Annotated in this window: 21 protein-coding genes; 7 read left to right on the top strand and 14 right to left on the bottom strand. The window is 72.0% G+C overall.

Features of this window, described 5'->3' with window-relative positions:
- Positions 1-4: 4 nt before the first annotated feature.
- Positions 5-1,138, top strand: coding sequence for a cupin domain-containing protein (locus tag AB0C15_RS11160; RefSeq protein ID WP_357351043.1), 1,134 nt, complete (start codon positions 5-7; stop codon positions 1,136-1,138).
- On the opposite strand, the gene AB0C15_RS11155 is transcribed toward AB0C15_RS11160, so the two are convergent.
- The 5 genes from AB0C15_RS11155 to AB0C15_RS11135 all read right to left on the bottom strand — a co-directional run bounded on the left by AB0C15_RS11155 (position 1,139) and on the right by AB0C15_RS11135 (position 7,310).
- Entirely contained in the window at positions 1,139-2,614 is a 1,476-nt protein-coding gene (locus tag AB0C15_RS11155) for a PepSY domain-containing protein (RefSeq protein ID WP_357351042.1), read from the bottom strand. It abuts the gene before it with no gap.
- Between the two features lie 80 nt (positions 2,615-2,694).
- Positions 2,695-3,294 carry a copper resistance CopC family protein gene (locus AB0C15_RS11150; RefSeq protein WP_357351041.1) on the bottom strand — a complete coding sequence of 200 codons (600 nt, stop codon included), beginning with the start codon at positions 3,292-3,294 and terminating at the stop codon, positions 2,695-2,697.
- A complete protein-coding gene (locus AB0C15_RS11145) occupies positions 3,291-4,499 on the bottom strand; it encodes a Dyp-type peroxidase (protein WP_357351040.1) in 1,209 nt (402 codons plus the stop codon). The genes AB0C15_RS11150 and AB0C15_RS11145 overlap by 4 nt, the downstream gene beginning before the upstream one ends.
- A 23-nt stretch (positions 4,500-4,522) precedes the next feature.
- On the bottom strand, positions 4,523-5,125 hold the full coding sequence (locus AB0C15_RS11140) for a copper chaperone PCu(A)C (RefSeq protein ID WP_357351152.1): 603 nt from the start codon (positions 5,123-5,125) through the stop codon (positions 4,523-4,525).
- Between the two features lie 64 nt (positions 5,126-5,189).
- Entirely contained in the window at positions 5,190-7,310 is a 2,121-nt protein-coding gene (locus AB0C15_RS11135) for a copper resistance protein CopC (protein WP_357351039.1), read from the bottom strand.
- 419 nt (positions 7,311-7,729) lie between these two features.
- Here AB0C15_RS11135 and AB0C15_RS11130 point away from each other — a divergent pair, with 419 nt between their 5' ends.
- A complete protein-coding gene (locus tag AB0C15_RS11130) occupies positions 7,730-8,716 on the top strand; it encodes a zinc-dependent alcohol dehydrogenase family protein (protein ID WP_357351038.1) in 987 nt (328 codons plus the stop codon).
- A 12-nt stretch (positions 8,717-8,728) separates the two neighbouring features.
- Here the strand turns inward: AB0C15_RS11130 and AB0C15_RS11125 are convergent, their stop codons facing one another.
- From AB0C15_RS11125 to AB0C15_RS11105, 5 genes are read right to left on the bottom strand one after another with little or no spacing between them, the layout of a single operon-like run.
- Positions 8,729-9,466 (bottom strand): ATP-binding cassette domain-containing protein, encoded by a 738-nt coding sequence (locus tag AB0C15_RS11125; RefSeq protein WP_357351037.1) that lies wholly within the window; start codon positions 9,464-9,466, stop codon positions 8,729-8,731.
- Entirely contained in the window at positions 9,463-10,467 is a 1,005-nt protein-coding gene (locus tag AB0C15_RS11120; RefSeq protein WP_357351036.1) for an ABC transporter ATP-binding protein, read from the bottom strand. Before AB0C15_RS11120 ends, AB0C15_RS11125 begins: the two co-directional genes overlap by 4 nt.
- The gene (locus tag AB0C15_RS11115; RefSeq protein WP_357351035.1) at positions 10,464-11,348 is read right to left on the bottom strand and encodes an ABC transporter permease; all 885 of its coding nucleotides are present in this window, start codon (positions 11,346-11,348) and stop codon (positions 10,464-10,466) included. The genes AB0C15_RS11120 and AB0C15_RS11115 overlap by 4 nt, the downstream gene beginning before the upstream one ends.
- Positions 11,341-12,360 (bottom strand): ABC transporter permease, encoded by a 1,020-nt coding sequence (locus AB0C15_RS11110; RefSeq protein ID WP_357351034.1) that lies wholly within the window; start codon positions 12,358-12,360, stop codon positions 11,341-11,343. The genes AB0C15_RS11115 and AB0C15_RS11110 overlap by 8 nt, the downstream gene beginning before the upstream one ends.
- Complete coding sequence (locus AB0C15_RS11105; protein WP_357351151.1) at positions 12,330-13,919, bottom strand: ABC transporter substrate-binding protein; 1,590 nt, start codon at positions 13,917-13,919, stop codon at positions 12,330-12,332. The genes AB0C15_RS11110 and AB0C15_RS11105 overlap by 31 nt, the downstream gene beginning before the upstream one ends.
- A gap of 348 nt (positions 13,920-14,267) precedes the next feature.
- Here AB0C15_RS11105 and AB0C15_RS11100 point away from each other — a divergent pair, with 348 nt between their 5' ends.
- Positions 14,268-15,839 (top strand): carboxypeptidase-like regulatory domain-containing protein, encoded by a 1,572-nt coding sequence (locus tag AB0C15_RS11100; RefSeq protein ID WP_357351033.1) that lies wholly within the window; start codon positions 14,268-14,270, stop codon positions 15,837-15,839.
- 55 nt (positions 15,840-15,894) lie between these two features.
- Positions 15,895-16,395, top strand: coding sequence for a signal peptidase II (locus AB0C15_RS11095; RefSeq protein ID WP_357351032.1), 501 nt, complete (start codon positions 15,895-15,897; stop codon positions 16,393-16,395).
- Here AB0C15_RS11095 and AB0C15_RS11090 read toward each other — a convergent pair.
- Genes AB0C15_RS11090 through AB0C15_RS11075 form a run of 4 tightly spaced genes read right to left on the bottom strand, consistent with a single transcriptional unit; the run spans position 16,384 to position 19,872 of the window.
- Positions 16,384-16,986 carry an LUD domain-containing protein gene (locus tag AB0C15_RS11090; RefSeq protein ID WP_357351031.1) on the bottom strand — a complete coding sequence of 201 codons (603 nt, stop codon included), beginning with the start codon at positions 16,984-16,986 and terminating at the stop codon, positions 16,384-16,386. The two genes, AB0C15_RS11095 and AB0C15_RS11090, sit on opposite strands and share 12 nt — an antisense overlap.
- Positions 16,983-18,428, bottom strand: a complete 1,446-nt coding sequence (locus AB0C15_RS11085) for a LutB/LldF family L-lactate oxidation iron-sulfur protein (RefSeq protein ID WP_357351030.1) — start codon at positions 18,426-18,428, stop codon at positions 16,983-16,985. The genes AB0C15_RS11090 and AB0C15_RS11085 overlap by 4 nt, the downstream gene beginning before the upstream one ends.
- Positions 18,425-19,135 carry a (Fe-S)-binding protein gene (locus tag AB0C15_RS11080; protein WP_357351029.1) on the bottom strand — a complete coding sequence of 237 codons (711 nt, stop codon included), beginning with the start codon at positions 19,133-19,135 and terminating at the stop codon, positions 18,425-18,427. Before AB0C15_RS11080 ends, AB0C15_RS11085 begins: the two co-directional genes overlap by 4 nt.
- A 17-nt stretch (positions 19,136-19,152) precedes the next feature.
- The gene (locus AB0C15_RS11075; RefSeq protein WP_357351028.1) at positions 19,153-19,872 is read right to left on the bottom strand and encodes a GntR family transcriptional regulator; all 720 of its coding nucleotides are present in this window, start codon (positions 19,870-19,872) and stop codon (positions 19,153-19,155) included.
- A gap of 107 nt (positions 19,873-19,979) precedes the next feature.
- On the opposite strand from AB0C15_RS11075, the gene AB0C15_RS11070 reads away from it, so the two are divergent.
- The 3 genes from AB0C15_RS11070 to AB0C15_RS11060 all read left to right on the top strand — a co-directional run bounded on the left by AB0C15_RS11070 (position 19,980) and on the right by AB0C15_RS11060 (position 22,548).
- Positions 19,980-20,819, top strand: a complete 840-nt coding sequence (locus AB0C15_RS11070; RefSeq protein WP_357351027.1) for a fumarylacetoacetate hydrolase family protein — start codon at positions 19,980-19,982, stop codon at positions 20,817-20,819.
- The gene (locus AB0C15_RS11065; protein WP_357351026.1) at positions 20,819-21,592 is read left to right on the top strand and encodes an SDR family oxidoreductase; all 774 of its coding nucleotides are present in this window, start codon (positions 20,819-20,821) and stop codon (positions 21,590-21,592) included. Before AB0C15_RS11070 ends, AB0C15_RS11065 begins: the two co-directional genes overlap by 1 nt.
- A gap of 176 nt (positions 21,593-21,768) precedes the next feature.
- The gene (locus AB0C15_RS11060) at positions 21,769-22,548 is read left to right on the top strand and encodes a hypothetical protein (RefSeq protein WP_357351025.1); all 780 of its coding nucleotides are present in this window, start codon (positions 21,769-21,771) and stop codon (positions 22,546-22,548) included.
- Positions 22,549-22,665: the final 117 nt, after the last annotated feature.

The raw sequence follows: 22,665 nt of genomic DNA, 5'->3' as shown, positions 1-22,665 counted from the left end.
CAGCATGGCGAACGACGATCCCCAGCCACGGCGCGGTGATCAGGGCTCCGCGCCGCTCGCGGGCCGCAACGTCGAGCTCGAGCGGCAGAACCCTGATCTGGTGGTGCCGCCGACGACCGACAGCCGGCTGGTGCCGAACCTCAAGTTCTCGTTCTCGCAGGCGCACACGCGGGTGGAGAAGGGCGGCTGGACCCGGGAGGTCACCAGCCGCGACCTTCCGATCGCCACGCAGTTGGCCGGTGTCCAGTTCGGCCTGGAGCCGGGCGGATACCGGGAGATCCACTGGCACCAGCAGTCGGAGTGGGCGTACATGCTGAGCGGCAGTTGCCGGATCAGCGCCGTCGACCACGAGGGACGCAACTTCATCGAGGACGTGAAGGCCGGCGATCTGTGGTTCTTTCCGCAGGGTGTGCCGCACAACATCCAGGCGTTGAAGGACGGTGCGCAGTTCCTGCTGGTCTTCGACGACGGCGCGTTCTCGGAGAACAACACGTTCCTGCTCAGCGACTTCTTCGCGCACACTCCCCGGCACGTCCTGGCCAAGAACTTCGGCTGGACGCTGGAACAGATGGAGAACCTGCCCGAGCGGGAGAAGTACATCTTCCAGGGTGACGTCCCACCGCCCCTGGCGCAGGACCGGGTGGTCAGCCCGACCGGAGACATCCCGCGCAGCTTCAAGCACCGGATGCTCGCGCAGACCCCGCAACGGTTCCGGGGCGGAACGGTCCGGATCACCGACTCGACGAACTTCGCCGCCTCGGTGACCACCGCCGCGGCGCTCGTGGAGGTCGAGCCGGGTGGGATGCGCGAACTGCACTGGCATCCCACCACCGACGAGTGGCAGTACTACATCTCCGGCACCGGCCGGATGGGCGTCTTCGCCGCACAGGCCGCCGCCCGGACGTTCGACTTCCAGGCCGGCGACGTGGGCTACGTCCCTTTCGCGTACGGCCACTACATCGAGAACACCGGCGACGAGCCGCTGGTGTTCCTGGAGATGTTCCGCCATCCCCGGTTCGAGGACATCTCGGTGATGCAGTGGATGGCGAACACACCCCACGAGGTCATCGCCGACACGATCAACGTGCACAGGTCGATCGTCGACAGCCTGCCGAACACCAAACAGGTGGTGATCTGATCAGCTCCCCGCGGGTGCCGGTGAGGTGGGAGCCACGGTGGGGCGTCGGCGTCGGGACACCACGCCCACCACCACGTCGATGGCGAGGAAGGCGAGCAGGGTGATCCCGAACAGCGGCAGCACCCAGCCGACCGCCACGACCACCGGTACGCCGATCAGCAGCGCCCAGAGCGGCAGGCCGCGTACGCCGCCACGGGCCGGCGGGGTGCCGGCGATCGCCCGGCGGTCGGCACGGGTCGGTCGGCGCTGCCACCACATCCGGTATCCCCAGAAGATGACGCAGAGCAGGCCGAGGGCGAGCGCGGCGAGCAGGATCTGGTTGACCAGGCCGAAGAGGATCCCCATGTGGGCCTGGATGCCGAGGCCGCTCAGCTTGGCCAGCAGGGGCCAGTCGGCGAAGTCGCTGCGGGCGGTCACCGTGTCGGAGGCCGGGTCGACGGCGATGCGGTCCTTCTTGACCGGCCAGGTGTTGTCGACCTGCGTGACGGTCCAGGCGGAGCCTGCCTCCGGCGCGGGGGTGATCTCGACCGGGCCGGACAGGCCCGCGCCGCGAGCGACCGCCAGGACCCGGTCGAAGGTCGCCGACGGGACGACCTCACCCGCCCCGGCGGGACCGTGCTCGTGGCCGCCGCCGGTCTCGGCCGGGGCGGTGGAGCCGACGGTGAGGCTGGTGGAGATCTCGGGAGTGCGGGCGCTCAGCGCGTCGAGACCGGCGGCGAAGTTCGCGCCGGCGTAGCGGGACCAGGTCAGCCCGGTGACCGAGAGGAAGAGGAGCCCGACGGTGAGCCAGATGCCGGTGGTGGCGTGCCATCCCCGGGTACGGCGCACACCCTTACCCGTGGACAGGTCCGGCACGAGCAGGTGCCGGACGGCGGCACGGGCCGCGCCACGGCGCCGCCACCAGAGAATGACCCCACCCAGCGCCATCACCCACAGCCAGCTCGCGGCCAGCTCGGAGTAGTGCTCGCCCACCGTCCCCAGGTGCAGGTGGCGGTGCAGGTCGTCCAGCCAGGTGGTGATCGGGGTGGACCCGAACCACGTGGTGAGCTGCCCCTGGGACTCGCCGGTGTACGGGTTGATGTAGACGGTGTGCTGGTTCTCGCCAAGCTCAGGCAGCGAGAACACCACCTTTGTGGTCTGGTCGCCGGCACCGGGCTGGACGGTGGTGATGCTGCCGTCGGGGTGCGCGTTGCGGGCGGCCCCGATCTGCTCGGCCAGCGGAAGCTGACGGTCACCCACCTGGGCGACGGTCAGCTTGTCGCCGTAGAGGATGCGGTCGAGTTGCGGGGTGGTGGTGTAGGCCAGGCCGGTCAGCGCGGCGACCACCAGGAACGGGGCGACGAGGATGCCGGCGTAGAAGTGCAGCCGCAGCAGCAACGCGCCGAACGGTGACGTGCGCCGGACCGGCCGGGCCGGTTGCCCGGCGGTCGTGACGGGCTCCGGCGTCGACGTGCCGGACAACTCGGTGAGAGACATGGTGATCCGATCGGAAGAGTCGGAAAGCACGAAGGTGTTCCCGAACTGGTCTGGTCGCCCGGTGGGGTGTCGCGTCGGCCCTAATCGGTAGTCGGGGGAGAGACGCCCGTGGTTCCCCGGGGATGCCGGGCGGCCTGTCGCCACAGCAGCCCGGCCGTCACCAGGACGAGGACGGCAAGTGCGACGCCCGCGACGAGGAGACCGACGCTCGGACCACCGCCGGAAACCGCTTCGGCGGCGGGCGGGGCGGGCGCTGACGCGCTGACCGCGACGACCGGCGCGGCGGTGGACGCGGGATCGGCCACGGTGAACGGGTACGAGCCCTGGACCGGGTGCCCGTCGACGGAGACGACCCGGTAGGCGACCGTGTACGTCCCGTTCGGCAGTGTGTCGGTCACCTGGACCGTGCTCCTCGCTCCGGTGACCACCGGTTCGCTGGTCGGAAGCTTCCGCTTGGCCGCGTCGGTGAGCACGATCGTGGTGAACGCCGGGTCGAGCCGCTGCATGAACTCGAGCGTGATCTCGGTCGGCGCGCTCGGCAGGGTCGCGTCCCGAGCGGGCGTGGCCGTCTTGAGCGAGTTGTGCGCCCAGGCTGGGCCGGCCGGGATGAGCACCGCCATTCCGACGGCGAGCACCGCCGCGCCGAGCCGGACGGCGGTGCGACGGAACGGGACGCTCATCCGAGCACCTGCTCACCGATCCAACCACCCGGTTGGCACCCGGGCGGGATGGCGAAGACGGCGGAGCCGATCGGCGTCGTCCATTCGTTGAGCAGGTCCCGTTCGGCCAGCCGGCGTTGGATGGGCAGGTACTGCCGGGCGATGTCGGCCTGGTACGACGCGAAGATCAGGCCGCTGTCGGCGTGGCCCTCGGCTGTCGGCACTCCGTCGTAGTTGTAGGGCCGGCGCAGGATCTTCAGCCGATCGTCGGTGACGTGCGCGCGGGTCAGGTGGGAGAAGTCGGGGATGACGGTGAGGCCGTCCGGGCCGGTGGCGGCGAAGTCGGGCTCGTCGTGTTCGGCGCTGCCGGTGAGCGGAGCGCCGCTGTCGAGACGCCGCCCGACGGCGAGTTCGCGGTCGGAGCGGCCGAGCAGGTCCCAGGTCTCCAGGTTCATGCTGATCCGCCGCAGCACGACAGTGGTGCTGTCGCGCAGCCATGCGGGGCCGCCGGGAACGAACACGGCGCTGTCCATCGGCGCCCCCGGTCGCGGGTTGGCGGTGCCGTCGAGCTGACCGAACAGGTTGCGTTGGGTGTGGCCGTCCGGCTCGACGCCAGGGCTGCGCCGGAAACCCTGCTGGACCCACCGGACGGTGGCGAACGGTCGGCTGTCCTTGATCAGGACCCGCTGGGCGTGGGCGACGGTGATCGCGTCGTCGGCGCAGATCTGCAGCAGCAGGTCACCGCCGGACCACATCGGCTTGAGCCGGTCGATGCGGAACGACGGCAGGTCGGCGACCGATGCCGGCCGCCGGTCGTCGACGCCGGCCGCCCGGTAGAGGCCGGGCCCGAAGCCGAAGGTCACGGTCAGGCGCGCGGGCAGCAGCCCGAGTTCGGCCTCGGTGTCGGCAAGCGCCGGCCGGCCCTGGGTGAGCCGGGCGGCGTCGTCGGAGAGCAGCCGCAACATCCGACCCACCGCGGCCCGGTCGGTGCCGGCGCGCAGGGTGAGGGCCACGAACGACGCGTGGGCCTGCGGCTCGGTGGCGACGCCGGCCTGCCGGACGCCGTGGAACGGCTCGACCAGGCCACCGACGCTTGCCACCGGGGTGGCGTCGGCCGCGGGCTGCGGCTGCCCGCCGTCGGTACGGGTCGTGGCGATGGCGGCGCCGCCGGCCAGAACTCCTCCGGCGGCGAGCGCCCCGCCGGTGAGCAGGCCCCGCCTGCTCACCGGCCGGACGGGTGGCGTCTGCGTCACGATGCCGGGCTCGTGCTCGTCCCCGGCGTGGCGCTCATGCCGGGCATCGGCTGGCCGTGCCCGGGGGCGTAGCTCTCCTGTGCGCCGGTGAACGGCTTGGCCACCGCGCTGAACTGCTGGGTCTTGCCGTCGGCGAAGGTCAAGCTGAAGGTCAACTCGTCGCCGGCCTGAACGGGCCTGGTGAGGTTCATCAGCATGAGGTGGTCGCCGCCGGGCTCCAACGCATGCGTGCTCCTGGCCTTGATCACGATGCCGCCCTGCTTGGCCTGCATGACCATCTTGCCGTCTTTCATGGTCATCTCATGCAGCTCCATCGGCGACAGCGAGGAAGTGGCACCGGTCACCGTGACATCGCTGTCTCCGTCGTTGACCAGGGTCCCGAAGGCCGCCGTCATGCCCTTGTCGGCGGCCTTCACCCACGGGTCACGAATGCCGAGCACACCAGCGTCCGGGTTGGCCGAGGTCGACGCGGACGGGCCCGTCGGCGCGGTCGACGGAGAGTCGGACGATCCGCAACCGGCGGCACCCACCGTCAGGATCGCGGCGGCGAGGATCGCGGCCGAGCGGCGACGTGGACCGAGCGGGCTGGTGCTGAGCATGTGTTTTCCTCCGATGATTGCTGCTGGCTGATTGGTCGGCCGCAGCACGGAGAAAGTTCCAGGCTCAGGGCACGTCGATCGTGTACTCGGCGGTGTGCACCTTCCCTCCCACCTGGAAGTCGAAGAAGGCCCGGTAGCGCCCCGAACTCGGCGCGGTCAGCCAGAACTTGACGGTCCCGTCGACCAACTCCGGTTCGGGGTGGACGTGCACGTAGCCGAGGTCACCCTCGCGGACGACGACCAGATGCCCGTACGCGGCCAGGTAGCGCTCGAGCTGCGCGGGCGCAGCCGTGTCGGCCCGGTTGACCTGGAAGTGGATCGGCGCGGTCACTCCGACCGTCGGGGTGCCGGTCATCGACACCGCGTACGGGCCGGCCGTCGCCTGCGCCTGGGCCGGCGGCAGCGCGGTGGGGGTGTGCGCGCCGGGCACCGTGTGGTCGACCCCCAGCACGAGAGGCACCTGGGTGCCGTTTGCCGCCGTGACGGAGAAGTCGGCGTAGACGCGGTAGCCGCCGGGTCGGGCCAGCGTCAGGGGGACGCTCCAGGTGCCGTCGGCGGCCATCGTCGGGTGCAGGTGCTGGTAGCCGGTCAGGTCGCGGCCCACCACGATCAGGTGCAGCGGCTTGTCGTGGACGACCGCGAAGCGCGTTGCTGGCTGTCGGTCGGTGCCGACGACGCGGAAGCGGTAGTCGGCGCGTACCCCGGCGGGTTGGGTTCGTTCCAGCGGTTGCAGTATGTACCCGCCGGCGCTGACGGTCGTGCCGGTGGCAAGCGTCTCGCCGGTGGCGCCGTCGCCCCGGTGCGTGTGCGGCCCGGTGCCTGCCGGGTGTTGGTGCCCGTCGCTCGCGGACCCCGCCGGGCCGGAGACGGGCTGACCGCCCGCCGATTGCCTGGCGGTGTCGGCGGCCGGGCCGCCGCTGCCGTTGATGCGTGCCAACCCGTAGCCGGCGAGCAGCGCGAGCACCAGGGTACCGACGATCAGTGCCAGGCTGGTGTTGCTCAGCCGGGACCCGGGCGTCGCCGTGGCGAGATCCGGGTCAGGCGATGCTCCGGAGTCGACGGGTGGCCGACTGTCCGTCGTGGCGAGGGTCGTGGTGTCCTCATCGGTCGGAGTTGGATCGACAGCCACGCTCGTCCGTGCCGCGACGACTGCGGTGATCTCCTCGCGCTGCGCCGGCACGGCGCTGGACCGCCGCTTACCGTCCGAGGTCTGCGAACCGCTGCTGGTCGCCGCGACGGTCCTGCCCGCGACGGCTCCGCCGCCAGTCTTGGTGCCGGCAGCCTTGGTGCCGGCAGCCTTGGTGCCGGCGGCCTTGCTGCCTGCGGTCTTGCTGCCAGCGGCCCTGGTGCCGGTGCCCTTGGTGCCAGCGGCCCTGGTCCCGGGACGGGTGCCGGCGCCGCGTCGAGAGGATGTCGAAGGCGAGGTACGGCCCCGGCCGGCGGGTCGGCCAGCGGGGGCCGTCCGACGACGCCAGACCACGAATCCGACCGTCGCCGCCGTGGCCACCGCCGCCAGGCCGGCCCAGACGACTGCTCCCGGACCGCTCTCATCCGTCGACCCGGTCGGTGCTGCCGCGGACGGCGGGACCGCCGTCTCGGCGGCGACCGTCGGCACTGCCGACGCCTGCCCGGACGACCCGTGTTGCTCGGCGGTGGCCAACAGCGCCGGGTCCGGCTGGGTCGACGGTGGGCTCCACCCCTTGGGCGCCGCCGTCACCCGCCCGTTGTAGCGGAAGGTGAGCGTGCCGCGGACGGGGTCGCCGTCCGAGGCGACCGACAGGTAGCTCACCGAGTACTCGCCCTTGGCCGGCAGGTGCGTCACCGCCACCGTCGCGGGGAACCCGGTCGTGTACTCACGTGGCTCGAACTGGCCGTTGACCAGGAAGTACTCCCGTACCGGCTTGTCCAGCGGCTTCGGCTCCCCGTACGACCAGCCATTGTCGACCCGGATGCCACCCGGCGCGGTGACCGTGAAGAACGCGTTGGCGGCGGCCTTCTCGGTGAAGAACAGCTGCACCGACGTCAACGGCTCGCTCACCGTCGCGCCCCCCGCCGGTGTGGACATCGCGAGGGTCCCGTGAGCTGCGGCGGGTTGGGCCGACGCGAGCAGGGCGACCGCCGAGGCGAGGAGGAGCGCGAGGAGGCCCGAGAGCACCCGCACCGGAGTCTGAGGGAGACGATGCATCTGAATATCCTCGCCATCATGAGGCTTTTTTCAAGAGTCGACGGACTTTTTCCTCGCCTGGCAAAAGGCGAGGTTGCGCAGAACCTCCCCGGACCGGCCCCGGGTGCGGGCAGGATGAGGTGGGATTCGCCCAGCGACACGGTGAGCGGGGGTAGGCCGTGAACGACGGATTGGTGACCAGGCGGAGCGCGAGAGACGTCGGAGAGACGGTCTCCGCGCAGGATCCCGCGTACCTCGCCCGGCGCTACGGACTGGACGAGGACCAGTTGGCCCCCCTCGATGCCCCCGCCACAATCGCCTCCGTGGTCGGCGGTCGCTGAGCAGGCCCGCGTCGGCCGCGGTCGCAGAAAGGCCAGCCGGCCGGCGATTCGGTCGGATAACGTCAGGTGACATCCTGATCGCGGAGAATGTGGATTGCGATGCGCGCTGCGGTGCTGCGGGAGTTCGACGTTCCGCTGACGATCGAGGAGATCGACCAACCCAGTCCCAAGGCGGGGCAGGTTCTGGTGCGGGTCGTCGCCAGCGGGGTCAATCCGCTCGACACGAAGATCCAGGCGGGCAAGGCGGCGCACGCACGTGTCCAACTACCCGCGGTGCTCGGCCTGGACCTTGCCGGTGTCGTCGCGACGGTCGGCGCGGACGTGACCGGCTTCCAGCCGGGAGACGAGGTGTACGGGCTGTGCGGGGGCGTCGGCGACCTACCGGGCTCGCTGGCCGAGTACGTGGCCGCGGACGCCCGGTTGCTGGCCCACAAGCCGGGGAGCCTCTCGATGCGGGAGGCCGCCGCCCTGCCTCTGGCGGCCGTCACCTCCTGGGAAGGGCTTGTCGACCGAGCCGGGGTCCACGCTGGGCAGAAGGTGCTGGTGCACGGCGGTGCCGGCGGGGTCGGTCACGTGGGCGTGCAGCTTGCCCAGGCACGAGGCGCCGAGGCGTACGCCACGGGCGGGCCGGCGAGCATGCCGGTGATCGAGAGCCTGGGTGCCGTGCCCATCGACTACACCGCGAGCACGGTCGAGGAGTACGTCGAGAGGTACACCGGCGGTGCGGGGTTCGACATCGTCATGGACAACGTCGGCGGCGCGACGCTCGACGCGTCGTTCGCGGCGGTCCGGACCTACCACGGTCACGTCGTCAGCGCGCTGGGCTGGGGCTCCCACTCGCTCGCCCCACTGTCGTTCCGGGGCGCGACCTACTCCGGCGTGTTCACCCTGCTACCGATGCTCACCGGGCGCGGCCGCGAACACCACGGCGTCATCCTGCGCGAGATCGCGACGCTTGCCGACGCCGGCGCGCTGCGCCCTCGACTGGACGGGCGCCGGTTCACGCTCGACGCGGTCATGGACGCCCACCGCCTGGTTGCCGGCGGCACCGCCGCGGGCAAGGTCGTCGTGGACATCGCCGACTGAGCAGCGGATTCCTCATGCCCGGGTGGTGCGGGGCCGCTCGGCAGACCGGCTATGCTCGCCGGCGGCGCTGGTTCGCCCGGTCATGAGCTGGCTGGCGAGGTCGACGATCCGGTCACTCCAGCGGTCCAGCAGGGTCTGGTCGTGGCTGATGACCAGGACGCCGGCCCGCCGGGTCCGCTGGTAGTCGCGGATGACGGCGGCCACGTGCGCCTGGGTGGAGGCGTCAAGCATCGCGGTGGCCTCGTCGCAGAGCAGGTAGTCCGGGCGGTGCGCCAGGGCCCTGGCGAGGCAGGCGCGTTGCAGTTGCCCGTCGGAGACCGCGTGTGGCCGTCGGCCGCGCAGGTCGGCGGTGAGGCCGACGAGATCGGCGAGTTCGGCGACCCGTTCGCGGACCGTCGGCTCGGGCGTCCGGGTGGCGCGTAACGGTTCGGCGATCAGGTCGGCGAGGCTCAGACGGGGGTCGGCGGCGGCACGCGGGCTCTGGAACAGGGCGGCGACGCGGGTCCGCAGGGCGACCGGCACCGCGTACCGCACTCCGTGCACCGGCGTGCCGTCGATGCTGACCTGGCCGTGGTCGGGGCGGTGCAGGAGGGCCAGGACCCGGACCAGCGTCGACTTTCCGGAGCCGGATGGTCCGCGCAGTCCGACCGTCTCTCCCCGGTCGATCCGCAGGGTGACGCCGTCGACGACGACCTGGCGGCCGTACCCGACGGTCACCTCGTCGGCGAGCAGGTGCTGCGCGTCGGTCACGTGGTGGCTCCCGGAGGGATCGGGTGGTGGCAGGCCGCCGTGCCGCCGCCGGTGACCGGTGTCGGCTCCGGTCGCTCCGCGCAGGCGTCGGTGCGGCGCGGGCAGCGGGGCGCGAACGCGCAGCCGGGGGGCAGCGCGGTGAGCATCGGCGGGTCGCCCGGCACCGGCCGGAAGGCCCGGTCCGGCAGGGCGTCGAGCAGCGCCGAGGCGTACGGGTGGGCCGGTGCGCTGAAGAGCTGGTCGGTGTCGCGGTGTTCCACGATGCGGCTGGCGTACATCACGGCGACGGTGTCGGCGACCCGCTGCGCGGCCGCCAGGTCGTGCGTGATGAGCACGACCGCCGCGCCGTTGTCGCAGCGACGTCTCAGCAGGTCGAGGGTGTGGTCGACGAGGGGCCGGTCCAGGCCGGTGGTCGGCTCGTCGGCGATGAGCAGCGACGGGTCGGGTGCCAGCGCGAGCGCGGTGACCAGTCGCTGTGCCATGCCACCGGACAGCTCGTGGGGGTAGCGGTCCAGATCCGCCGGGTCGAGCCCGACGTCGACCGCGAGCTGGTCGGCGTCCGTGCGGTCGCGGCCGTGCGCCCGCAGCGTCTCGGCGAGCAGTCGGCGTCCGGTGCGCACCGGGTTCAGGGCGGTGGCCGGGCTCTGCGGCACCAGCCCGACCCGGCGCCCACGCACCCGACGGGCCAGGTGCCGTTGACCGCAGGTGATCAGGTCGACCGGTTCGCCGTCCGGCTCGTGCAGGAGGGCGTGGCCGGTGGTGGTGGCGTTGCCGGGCAGCAGGCCGAGCAGGGCGTGGGCCAGGACGGACTTGCCGCAACCGGACTCGCCGACGATGGCCAGCAGTTCGCCGGCCCGGACGGTGAGGCCGAGGTCGCTGACGGCACGCACCGTCGTGTCGCGGAGCCGGAACTCGACGCCGAGGCCGTCCACGGTGAGCAGCGGCTGACCTGCGGCGGCGCGGGGCGATGCCGGGGCGGGAACGGACTCGGTGGTGGTCACAGGTGCAGCTCCGCTCGGACCCGGGGATCGAGGCGGTCGCGCCAGCGGGCGGCGAGGACCGCGATGGCGAGGGTGACGACGACGATGACCGCGCCCGGCGCCAGGCTGGCCCACCAGGCGCCGGTCAGCAGCGACCCCTGACCGTCATTGATCATGTTGCCGAGTGAGGCGAGGTGCGGCGGTAGGCCGAGGCCGAGGAACGACAGGGCGGTCTCGTGCCACACCGCGTGCGGAATCATCAGGGTGGTGGCCAACGCCAGCCGGGGCAGGACGTGCGGCAGCAGGTGCCGGGTGAGGACCCGGAGTCGGCCGGCCCCACCGCTGGTCGCGGCGTCGATGAACGGTCGGGTCCGCAGGCTCAACAACTCGGATCGGACGATGCGGGCGGTGGAGAGCCAGTGGGTGAGCCCGACGGAGGCGATCACGGCGCCGAGGCTGGGCCGCAGCATGGCGACGATGAAGACGCCCAGCAGCAGGTGCGGCATCGCGGCGATGGTGTCCACGATCCGCATCAGGATCCGGTCGACCCGACCGCCGAGCGTGCCGGCGATTCCGCCGACCACGCCCCCGAGAACCGTGGCCACCAGCGCGGCGACCGCGCCGACGAGCAACGAGACCCGCAGCCCGTAGACGGCCCGGTGCGCCACGTCCCGGCCCAGGTCGTCGGTGCCGGCGAGGTGGGCCCAGGACGGTGCCAACCGGGTCTGGTCCAGCGCGACCGCGCTCTCATCGAGCGGCCAGAGCAGCGGAGCGAGCAGCGAACCGGCGACGGCCACCAGCAGGATCAGAGCGGCGATGACGACGCCGGTCTGGCCCGGTCGCAGCCGCAGCCGGGATCGGGCCACGTGCAGCAGCGGCGGTCGGGCGGCGAGGTCAGCCATCGAGTCGTACCCTCGGGTCGGCGGCGGCGTAGGCGAGGTCGGTCGCGAGGTTCGCGGCGAGCACCACCGCGGTGGTGACAAGCGTGATTGCCGCAAGCAGCGGGAAGTCACTGCCCAGCGCGGCGGCGACCGTGACGGCGCCGAGGCCCGGCAGCGAGAAGACCGTCTCGACGAGCACCGCCCCGCCGACCAGCTCAGGCAGGTGGGTGCCGACCAGGGTGAGGAACGGCAGCAGCGCGGTCCGCAGCGCGTGCCCGAACAGCACCGTTCGCCCGGGCAACCCGCGGGCCCGCGCCGCGAGCACGTGGTCGTCGCGCATGCTCTCCGCGACCGCGTCCCGCACGAACAGCACGAACCACGGTGCCTGGGAGACGGCCAGCACGCCGACCGGCAGGGTCAGGTGGTGCGCCACGTCGGCCCATGAGGTGCTGGTCGCGGTGACGTCGGTGAGCCCGCCCGCCGGAAACCAGCCCAGGGCCAGTGCGAACACGGCGATCGCGGCCAGGCCCAGCCAGAAGACCGGCATCGACTCGACCGCATAGGCGGCCGTCCGCAACCCGCGATCGAAGAACCCACCCCTGCGGTACGCGGCAAGCGCGCCCAGCAGCAGGCTCGCGACCAGGACCAGGGCGAGGGTCACCCCGATCAGCAGCAACGTCCAGCCGGCCCGGGCGGCGAGCACCGAGGCGACCGGTTCGTGCCGGCTCGTCGACCAGCCCAGGTCGCCCCGGAGCAGGTTGCCGATCCAGCGCAGGTACTGCACCGGCAGGGGGTCGTCGACACCCCAGTTGGCGCGGATCTGCGCCAGGTTCTCCTCGGTGGCGGTGAAGGCCGCCGCGCCCGCGTACTGCTTGGCGGGGTCGACAGGTGAGGCGGCACCCAGGGCGAACATCCCGACGCTCGTCGCGGCGAGCACCGGCACGGCGACCAGGAGTCGACGTCGGACCACCGCCCCGGCCCCGGCCAGTCGGCCGGAGCGGGTCACGAGCGCGTCCAGGTGTCGATGTTCCACCAGATGCTGTTCGCCACCCCGTGCTCGTGCGCCTCGACCCGGGGGGTCGCGCCCTGCACGGAAGACTTCAGCACGTAGGTGTGCCGCAGGTAGGCGAGGAACAGCCACGGCACGTCGGCGGCCAACTGCTTCTGGAACTGCGCGTACGCGGCCTTGCGAAGGGCCGGGTCGATCTGGTCGCGGCCCTGCTGGAGGGCCCGGTCGGTCACCTCGGAGCGGTACGAGCCAGGGTTGAAGTAGCCCTGCCCGGCGAACTGGGAGCTGAACAGCTTGTACGAGACGAAGTCCGGGTCGTACGGCGTGCCGTAGCCCATCAGCAGGGCGTCGGACTTCATCCGCGGATCGATGGCGTCCCAGGTGAGCCCGGCCGGGGTGACCTCGATGCCGATCTTCTTCGCGTCGGCGGTGACGGCCAGGGCCAGGTCCTTGCGCAGGGTGTCGGTCGCCGGGTACATCAGCGTGAACCGGGCCGGCCGGCCGTCCTTGGCCCGTACCCCGTTCGCGCCCGGCTTCCATCCGGCCGCGTCGAGCAGCGCGCCCGCCGCCGTCGCGTCGGCGGTCGGCGTGCCGACTGTCGAGGGGTCGGCGAACTCGGAGGTCGGGGGGACCGGCCCGAACGCCGGTTCACCGGCGCCACCGAGGATTCCGGACACCATCGCGGCCCGGTCGACGGCGAGGTCGAGCGCCCGGCGGACCGCCGGGTCGGCGAGGACCGGGTTGCCCATCGGCAGCATCACGCCCCGGTAGTCGGCGGTCGGCACCCGCTGCACCCGGTACGTGGTGTCCGCGTCGAACCCGGAGGCGAGCTTCGGCGGCAGCTCGGCGGCGTCGAACTCGCCGGCCCGCATCCGCTGGGCGCGGACGTTGTCGTCGGCCACGAACGCCACCACGACCCGGTTGTTCGCCGGCCGGCCACCGAAGTAGCGCTCGTTCGCGGTGAGCACCAGCCGGTCACCTGGCGTCCAGGACTCGACCCTGTACGGCCCGGTCCCGATCGGCTTGCGGTTGAACCCGGTGGTGTTGATGTCCTGCCCGCTGAGCAGCTTCGACGGCACGACGCCCAGGGTGAGTCGTTGCAGGAACGGCGCGTACGGGTAGCGCAGCCGGAACACGACGGTCGCCGCGTCGGGTGCGGTCACCGACTCCACCATGTCCAGGTCGGAGCGCAGCGTGGAGTCCACCTTCGGGTCCAGCACGGACTGGTACGTGAAGACGACGTCCTGGGCGGTCAGCGTGGTGCCGTCGTGGAACTGCACACCGTCGCGGAGCTTCGCGGTCACGGTGCGCCCGTCGGCGGACAGCACCGGCAACGCCGTGGCCAGCCCGGGGACGAGGCGGTTGTCGCTGTCGCGGGCGACGAGCCCGTCGAAGATCAGCGCGGCGCCGTCGACGCCGAAGTTGAGCACCGGGTTGAGTGCGTCCGGCTCGTCGGAGGTGGCCACGACAAGTGTCCCGCCGCCGGCTGGGCTGTCCGGATTGGTCGGCGCCGAGCAGGCGGCGAGGACGAGCATCCCGGCCGCTGCTGTCGACGCCACGAGCCGTCGGAAGGTCGGACGCATCCGGGTCACAGAGGGCTCCTGTGGTGTGGGGGGAATCGGTGGTCGGGTGGGCGCAGCGCCGGAACCGTTGATCATCACGGTGGCACAGTTGCAACCCTTTGGCAATTACCAAATCTAGGCAATATGTTGTTTCCGCGCCTCACCCGACCAACCATCAGCCGGGCGGGTGGCCACCGGTGGCGGCCGGCGGCTGGGGGTGCCGTGACCGTCCGTAGCTGTCCACAGATGCCTCGAAAACCGACACTGTCCGTGTTCGTCACTTGACAAGCAGTGGTGAGGAGCGTGATTAGGCTGCCCTGATGTACGCGAAGCGAGCCGGGCTTCGCCGATTCGGGAGGTGCCACCACGATGGGCAGTCGAGTAGCACGTCCCACCAGACGTACCGGAACTCTCCTGTTGGCGGCGCTGAGCGCGCTGTTGCTGCTCGGGGTCGACGCGGTGCTGGGTACGGTCGCGCCGGTCCGGGCCGGCAGCGCCGCCGCGACCGTCAGTGGCACCCTGACCGAACGGTCCGGCCGACCGGCTGGCCAGGTCAGGGTCACCCTCGCGCCGGACTCCGGCGCCGAGCATCCGACCTACTCGACCACCACCGACCGGGCCGGTCGGTGGCGGGTGTCCGGGGTGTCGGCCGGCCGCTACCGGATCACCAACCAGCTGCCCGGCGTGTTCCGGCCCCGCTACTACCCGAGCCGGCTCGGGTTCCCCTGGGGAGCTGTCACCGTCCCGACCCGTGGCCGGCTCGTCGTCGACGACGTGCTTCCTCCGGCCGGCCGGATCCGGTTCGTCGCGGCCGACGCGGCCACCGGCGCCGAGGTGCGGAACTTCTGTGTGCAGGACCCGCTGGAGCTCGGCTTCATCTGCACCAACGCCGCCGGGACCTTCCCGAACGGGTACGTCGACCTGGAGGTGCCGCCCGGCCACTACCGGTTCACTGGCGCCGCGAACGACGGCGTACACGAGGGCGGGATGGTCGAGGCGACCGCGGTCGCCGGGCGGGTGACCCACGCGACGCTGCCGGTCCAGCCGCCCGGCAACGAACTGCGCGTGACACTGCGGGACCGGGAGACCGGCGCACCGGTGCCCAACACGGGAATCATCGCGATCTCGGTGGACAAGCGGTTCCCCGACATCTATGACGCCAACGAGATCTCCGACGAGAACGGGGTGGTGCGGTTCCGGAGCCTCCACCCGGACCGGTACAACATCTGGGCCGGCGGCTCGGCCAACGGGCACGGCGCGCAGTGGGTCGGCCGGCAGGGTGGCACCGGCGACCGGGCCAAGGCAGTGGTGGTCGAGCCAGGGCCCGGGATCACCACGCTGCCCGACATCCTGCTGGACCGGGCGGGGGCGATCACCGGGTCGATCACCGACGCGGTCACCGGCCAGCCGGTATCGGTGACCGTCGCGCTGACGACCTACGATCCGTTCTGGTACGAGACCACCAGGAAGGTTCCCGGCGACGGCTCGTACACCTTCAGCGGGCTCGGCCCGTACGAGTGGTCACTGGCGTTCATCCCACCAGGCAACGGCGGCGCCAACAGCGTCTACGCCACCCAGTGGTCCGGTGGGGCGCCGAACAGCGTCAAGGCGACCCGGATCAAGGTCGTCGCCGGCGCCACCACCGTGGCGAACGAGCGGATGAGCGCCGGCACCGCCGTCTCCGGCCAAGCCAACGGCCTTCCGGTGTACGGCTACAGCTACCCCGTCTACGTCTACAACGCCGACACCGGCGACATCGTCGCGGTCGACGAGAACGTCGAGGACGGCCGGTACGACGCCCGACTCCTGCCCGGCCAGCGGGTCCGGTTCTGCCTGCACCGCGACCGCTGCTACCCGGACTACGTAAGGCAGGTCGACGCGTCCGCCGTCCGGGTGGGCACCTCGCCGTTCACCGTCGACTTTCCCGGCCGGCGGCACTGAGCCGGGCCGGGCACCGGCGCCGCCCGCGCACCAAACCGTGAGCTAGGGTTCCGGGATGTTCCGCGCCGTCGTGTTGATCGCTGCCGTGGTGCTCGCCGCGGATCAGGCCACGAAGTACTGGGCCGAGTCCGCGCTGTCCGACGGGCAGACCATCACCGTTCTCGGCGAGCTGCTGCAACTGCGCCTCGTCTACAACCCGGGCGCGGCCTTCTCGATCGGCACCGCGTACACCTGGATCTTCGCGGTGTTCGCGGCGGTGGCGGTGGTCGCGGTGACGGTGGTGGCCCGGCGGGTCACGTCGCGTCCCTGGGCGGTGGCGTTGGGCCTGGTGCTCGGCGGCGCGGCGACGCACCTGCTGGACCGCCTCTTCCGCGAGCCCGGGTTCGCGCGCGGGCACGTGGTGGACTTCATCGACTACGCCGGGTTCTTCGTCGGCAACGTCGCCGACATCGCACTGGTGGTCGGCGTGGGCATCGTCATGCTGCTCAACGTGCGCGACGTTCCGCTGCGGGACACGGCGGGCGAGACCCGCGAGCAGGTGTCGTCAGACTCCTGAGTCGACCAGGACGACCTCCAGGCGGCGCGGGCCGTGCACTCCCTCGACCCGGTTCAGCTCGATGTCGCTCGTCGCCGACGGGCCCGAGATCAAGGTCAGCGGCGCGCGTGGGTCCAGTCGGGTCAGCGCCTCCGGCAGCAGGCCGACGACCTGGTCGGCGCGGACGACACAGATGTGCCGGTCGGGCACCAGGGTGAGCGCGCGACGCCCCTGCGCCGGGCCGGCGTCGAGGATGATGGTGCCGGTGTCGGCGACCGCCACCGCGCAGCCGGTCAGGACCGCGTCCATGCCGTCGAGCGCGGCCGGTGACAGCGGCGGCGCGTCGCGGTGCAGCTCTCCGGTGTGGCCGCGCAACCAGTGCGCGGGGACGTCGGCGGGGACGGCGAGCCGGCCGACCCCGCCGAGCAGCCGGGGCAGGGCGTCGAGGCCACGGTGGACCACCGCCCGGTAGTCCTCCAGACGGTCGACGAGGGCTTCGATCAGGTCGGCGCGGTCGTCGACCCGACGGTACCGACGCGGCACCTGCACCGGCGGCGGGCTGTCGGCCAGGGCCGTCCGGAGCCGCGCCAGGATCTCGTCACGTGCGTTCACTGCTTGTCCCACCATTCGCGGAAGGTCTGCGGCGCGGGCAGCGGCAGGTCTCGCGACCGGGTCCACGCCGACGCGGGCCAGGGCAGTCGCCGCAGCGTCCGAGCGCCGGTGCGCCGCTGACGGTACGCCCCGAGCGGCCCCGCGCCGGCCCGGCCCAGTCGCAGGGCTGCCGCCCAGCGTCGAGGGCTGCGCATGACCCAGGACAGCAGGCGCATGGTGGCCCGCTCTGCCGGCGGGTGCGGTGCCTGCTGGCGGAGGTGGACCAGGATCTCCGGAATGTTGATCTTCACGGGGCACACGTCGTAGCAGGCGCCGCAGAGCGTCGAGGCGTACGGCAGTGAGGCGTTGTCGGCCACGCCGGTCAGCTGCGGTGACAGGATCGCCCCGATCGGCCCCGGGTAGACCGAGCCGTACGCGTGCCCACCGGCCCGCTCGTACACCGGGCAGACGTTGAGGCACGCGGAGCAGCGGATGCAGGACAGCGCGGGCCGCCCGACCGGGTCGGCGAGCACCGCGGAGCGGCCGTTGTCGACGAGCACGACGTGCACGTCCTGCGGGCCGTCGCCGGGGGTGACGCCGGTCCACATCGAGGTGTACGGGTTCATCCGCTCGCCGGTCGAGGACCGCGGCAGCAGTTGCAGGAAGACCTCCAGGTCGGTGAAGGTCGGCAGCAGCTTCTCGACGCCGACGACGCTGATCAGCGTCTCCGGGAGGGTCAGGCACATCCGCCCGTTGCCCTCGGACTCCACCACCACGAGGGTGCCGGTGTCGGCGACGGCGAAGTTGGCGCCGGAGACGGCGACCCGGGCCGAGAGGAACCGTCGTCGCAGGTGGGCGCGGGCCGCCTCGGCCAGCGCGGCTGGCTCGTCGGTCAGGTCCGCCGGCGCGTCGGCCATGCGACGCTCGAAGATCTCCCGGATCTGGGCCCGGTTGTAGTGGATCGCCGGCACCAGGATGTGCGACGGGGAGTCCTCGCCGAGCTGCACGATCAGCTCGGCGAGGTCGGTCTCGTACGCGGCGATCCCGGCGGCCTCCAGGGCCTCGTTGAGCTCGATCTCCTGGGTCGCCATCGACTTGACCTTCACGACCTCGTCGGCCCCGGTGGCCCGGGTCAACTCGACCACGATCCGGCACGCCTCGGCCGCGTCGCGGGCCCAGTGCACGGTGGCGCCGGCGGCGGTGACGGACGCCTCGAACTGCTCCAGCAGCTCCGGCAATCGACGTTGGACGTCCGCCTTGATGGCCGAGCCGGCGTCGCGCAGAGCCTCCCAGTCGGGCACCTCGTCGACGACCCGGGCTCGTTTGGCCCGGATGGTGCGGGTGGCCCGGTGCAGGTTGGCCCGCAGTTGCGCGTCCGCGACCGCCGGCTTCGCGGCGGTGGGGAAGGGCAGCGGCGTACGGATCCGCCCGCTCCCGGTGGCGGGTGCGACCGGATGACTCATGAGCTGGCTCCCGTCTCGGCGAGAATCTCGGCGTAGTGCACGGCCCGTACGCCCGACCGGCGGCGGTCGAGGCCGCCGCCGATGTGGGCGAGGCAGGAGTTGTCGGCCGCGGCGAGCACCCGGGCGCCGGTGTCGCGGACCCGGTCGCACTTGTCGGTGAGCATGGCGGTGGAGACGTCCGGGTTCTTCAGCGCGAACGTGCCGCCGAAGCCGCAGCACTCCTCGGCGTCGCCCAGCTCGACCAGTTCGATGCCGCGTACCTGGCGCAGCAGGGTGAGCGGCCGGTCGCCGAGGCGCAGCATCCGCAGGCCGTGGCAGGTCGGGTGGTAGGTGACAGTCTCCGGGAACTCGGCCCCGACGTCGGTGACGCCGAGCACGTCGACGAGCAGTTCGGACAGCTCGTACGTGCGGGCGGCCACCGACGTGGCCGGCGCGTGCAGGCGCGGGTACTGGTCGCGGATCATCGCGGTGCACGACCCGGACGGCGCGACGACGGCGTCGTAGGAGTCGAAGACGTCGACGTAGTTGCGCACCATCGGCATGGCCTCGGCCCGGTAACCCGTGTTGGCGTGCATCTGCCCGCAGCAGGTCTGGGCGGTGGGGAAGTCGACGGTGTGGCCGAGCCGTCGCAGGATGCGGGTGACCGCGATGCCGGTGGCCGGGAACGCGAGGTCGTTGACGCAGGTGATGAAGAGGGCGATCCGCATGGCAGCTCCGGGGTGGGTCAGGCCGAGTCGCGCGGCGTTGCGGGGCCGGGGGGCCCGTCGAAGGCGGGCAGGTGGCGCTCGCGGGCGGCGCTGAGGTGGGCGCGCATCGCCTCGCTGGCGGCTGCCGCGTCGCCGGCGGCGATGGCGGCGGCGATGAGCTGGTGCTCGGTGGTGGTGTCCGGTGCGCCGGCGACCGGGAAGTACAGCCGGTGCAGGTGCAGGTGTGAGTGCAGCCGGGTGATGGTGTCCCGCAGCAGGGGGCTGCCGGATGCCTCGGCGATCAGGTCGTGGAACGTCGCGTCCAGCGCGGTGAACGCGGCGTGCCGCCGGTAGCCGTCGCCGGCCTCCACGTCGATGCTCGCGGCCGCCTCGGCACTGATCCGTTCGCGCGCTTCGGCGGAGGCGTGCGTGGCGGCCCGCGCGGCGGTGGCGCCCTCCAGCAGGTGCCGGACGTCGAACAGGTCGTCGAACTCGGCGCGGGTCAGCAACGGCGTGGTGGTGTAGCCGGAGAGCGGGCGTTTGCGGACCAGGCCGTCGGCCTCCAGCCGAGCGAGGGCCTCGCGGACCGGGGTGGGGGAGACGTCCAGCTCGCGGGCGAGCGCGTCGATGTTGACCCGCTCACCCGGAGGCAGGATGTGGTCCATGACGAGCGTCTTTATCGACTCGTAGACGTCCTCGGCGAGGGTGAGTCGTCGGGCGGGGCGGAGCCGGCCCTCGCGCGCGTCCTGCTGGGCCATCTCGTCTCCTTCAGCAACCCCTTGACTGTGCTGGCGTGAGCGGGTAACCACTAACAGGTGCACCATCCTATAGGAAATAGGCTCACCGCCGCAGTGGAGGTCGGTTCGTGAAGTTCATGCGCGTCGGGCCCGTGGGGCGGGAGCGTCCCGTGCTGTTCGCCGATGGTCGGCACTTCGACCTCTCGTCGCTCACCGCCGACATCGACGGGGAGTTCCTCGCCGGCGACGGCGTCCAGCGGGTCCGCGAGGCCACCGACCTGCCCGAGGTGGACATCACCGGCCAGCGGATCGGCGCGCCCATCGCCCGCCCCGGGGTGGTGCTCTGCGTCGGGCAGAACTACGCCGCGCACGCCGCCGAGTCGGGCGCCGAGCCACCGACCGCACCGATCATCTTCTACAAGGCACCCAACACCGTCGTCGGCCCCCACGACGACGTCCTGATCCCGCGCGGCTCGACGAAGACCGACTGGGAGGTGGAGTTGGCGGTGGTGATCGGGCGCCGGGCCCGCTACCTCGCCACACCGTCCGACGCCCTCGCGCACGTCGCCGGGTACGCGCTGTCCAACGACGTCTCCGAGCGCGACTTCCAACTCGCCGTCTCCGGTGGACAGTGGTCCAAGGGCAAGTCCTGCGAGACGTTCCAACCGCTCGGCCCGTGGCTGGCCACCGCCGACGAGATCGCCGACCCGCAGGCGTTGCGACTGCGCTCCTGGGTCAACGGCGAGCCCCGGCAGGACTCCAGCACCAAGGACATGATCTTCGACGTGGGTTACCTGGTCTGGCACCTGTCGCAGTACACGGTCCTGGACCCGGGCGACGTCATCAACACCGGCACCCCGGAGGGGGTGGCGCTCTCCGGCCGGTTCCCGTACCTCGTCGCCGGCGACGTGATGGAGGTCGAGATCGACGGCCTCGGCCGTCAGCGCAGCCCGCTCACGAACGCCTGATGGCAGGGGAGAGAAGCATGCGGTGTGACGGCCTGGTGGCGGTGGTGACCGGCGGTGGATCGGGCATCGGAAACGCCTGCGTACGCGCATTCCTGGACGCCGGCGCCCGGGTGGGGGTGTTGGACCTGGACGTCTCGGGCCTGCCCGGGGACCCTCGGGTGCACCCGGTCGCGGCCGACGTGGCCGACAGGTCCTCGGTGAGCGCGGCCCTCGCGTCGGTGGCGGAGGTGTTCGGCGGCGTCGACATCCTGGTGAACAACGCTGCTGTCTCGGCGGTCGGCACCGTGGAGGACGACGACGACGAGCAGTGGAGCAGGGTGCTCGACGTGAACGTCTCCGGCGTGGCCCGCACGAGCGCCGTCGCCCTGCCGTACCTGCGCCGGTCGTCGTCCGCCGCCATCGTCAACATCTCCTCGATCGCGGCGACCACAGGTCTGCCCAAACGCGCCCTGTACTCGGCGTCGAAGGGCGCCGTGCACGCCCTCACCCTCGCCATGGCCGCCGACCTGGTGACCGAGGGGGTCCGGGTCAACTGTGTCGCCCCGGGCACCGTCGACACCCCGTGGGTGGCCCGCCTGCTCGCCGGTGCGGCCGACCCCACGGCGGAGAAGCGCCACCTGGCCGCCCGTCAGCCCACCGGCCGGCTGGTGACCGCCGACGAGGTGGCCGCCGCCGTCCTCTACCTGGCCTCGCCCGCGACCAGGTCGGTGACCGGCACCTCGCTGGCTGTCGACGGCGGCATGGCCGGCCTGCGACTGCCCGCCCAGCGCTGATCGCGCCGCTGCCGCCGGAGGTCAGATCGGGTGCGTGACATGATTGCGCGATGGGGAAACAGCAGGACGTCGGCGCAGCCGACCGACACAGCCGGTCCAGCACCACCGAGCATCGTCCGATCGGTGGTGGCGCTGACGCACGACTGGCCCTCGCGCAAGACCCCACAACGCCACAAATGACCCTTATCGACCTGGCCTCCGACCCGTCGCCAGTGGTCCGCAAGGCGGTGGCCACCCGGGTGGACGCACCGGCGCAGGCCCTGCGCCCGCTCACCAGGGACCACGATCGTCAGGTCCGGGAGGCCGTCGCCAGGAACCCCTCGACCTCAGTCGGCAACCTGATGCGCCTGGTCAAGGACGCCGACCGGTGGGTCCGCTGGGCGGTGGCCGGCAACCCGGCCGGTGACGAGTCGATCCGTCGGGTCATGTCGGAGACCTCGGACAAGGAGCTTCGCGGTCTCCTCGCGGAGAGTCGTGAGCTGGAGCCGGAGCTGGCCGCCCGGCTGATCGAGGACGTGTCACCCGAGGTACGGGAACGACTCGCCACCCACACCCACGACCCCGACGTGATCACCGCCCTGCTGGCCGATCGCACCGCACGCGTACGCAAGGGAGTCGCCCGCAACCCGCGGACCACCGCCGAGCAGCGCAGCGCGCTCGCGGCGGACCCGGTGGTCGACGTCCGCGCCGCGCTGGTGCGGGCCGTCGAGCTGAGCGAGGCGGATTTCGCCCGCCTGGTCGACGACCGCGCGGTGCAGGTCCGGCTGGCGATGGCGACGTCCGAGTTCGTGCCGCCGCACATCCGGCAGGCGCTCGCCCGCGACACCGACGAGATGGTGGCCAGCGCGGCACGGGACTACCGCCCGGGGTCGGTCAACGCCTCCGCCGTGCGGGCGCCCCGCATCGCGCACCGGCCCTCTGGTGCGGGTCGACCGGGCGGCAGCAGCACCCAGTAGCGCCGGCGCTCGCCCCGTGGCCGCACCAACCATGATCGGGTGATGAAAAACAGGTACCAGGACCCCTTCCTGACCTGTTTCTCATCACCCGATCATCGTGCGCCGGCACGCGCCGGT

The sequence above is a fragment of the Micromonospora sp. NPDC048835 genome (genome assembly GCF_040649995.1).
Lineage (GTDB): Bacteria > Actinomycetota > Actinomycetes > Mycobacteriales > Micromonosporaceae > Micromonospora.
The sequence above is the reverse complement of the archived record's forward strand: the minus strand, read 5'-3'. Positions and strand labels throughout refer to the sequence as shown.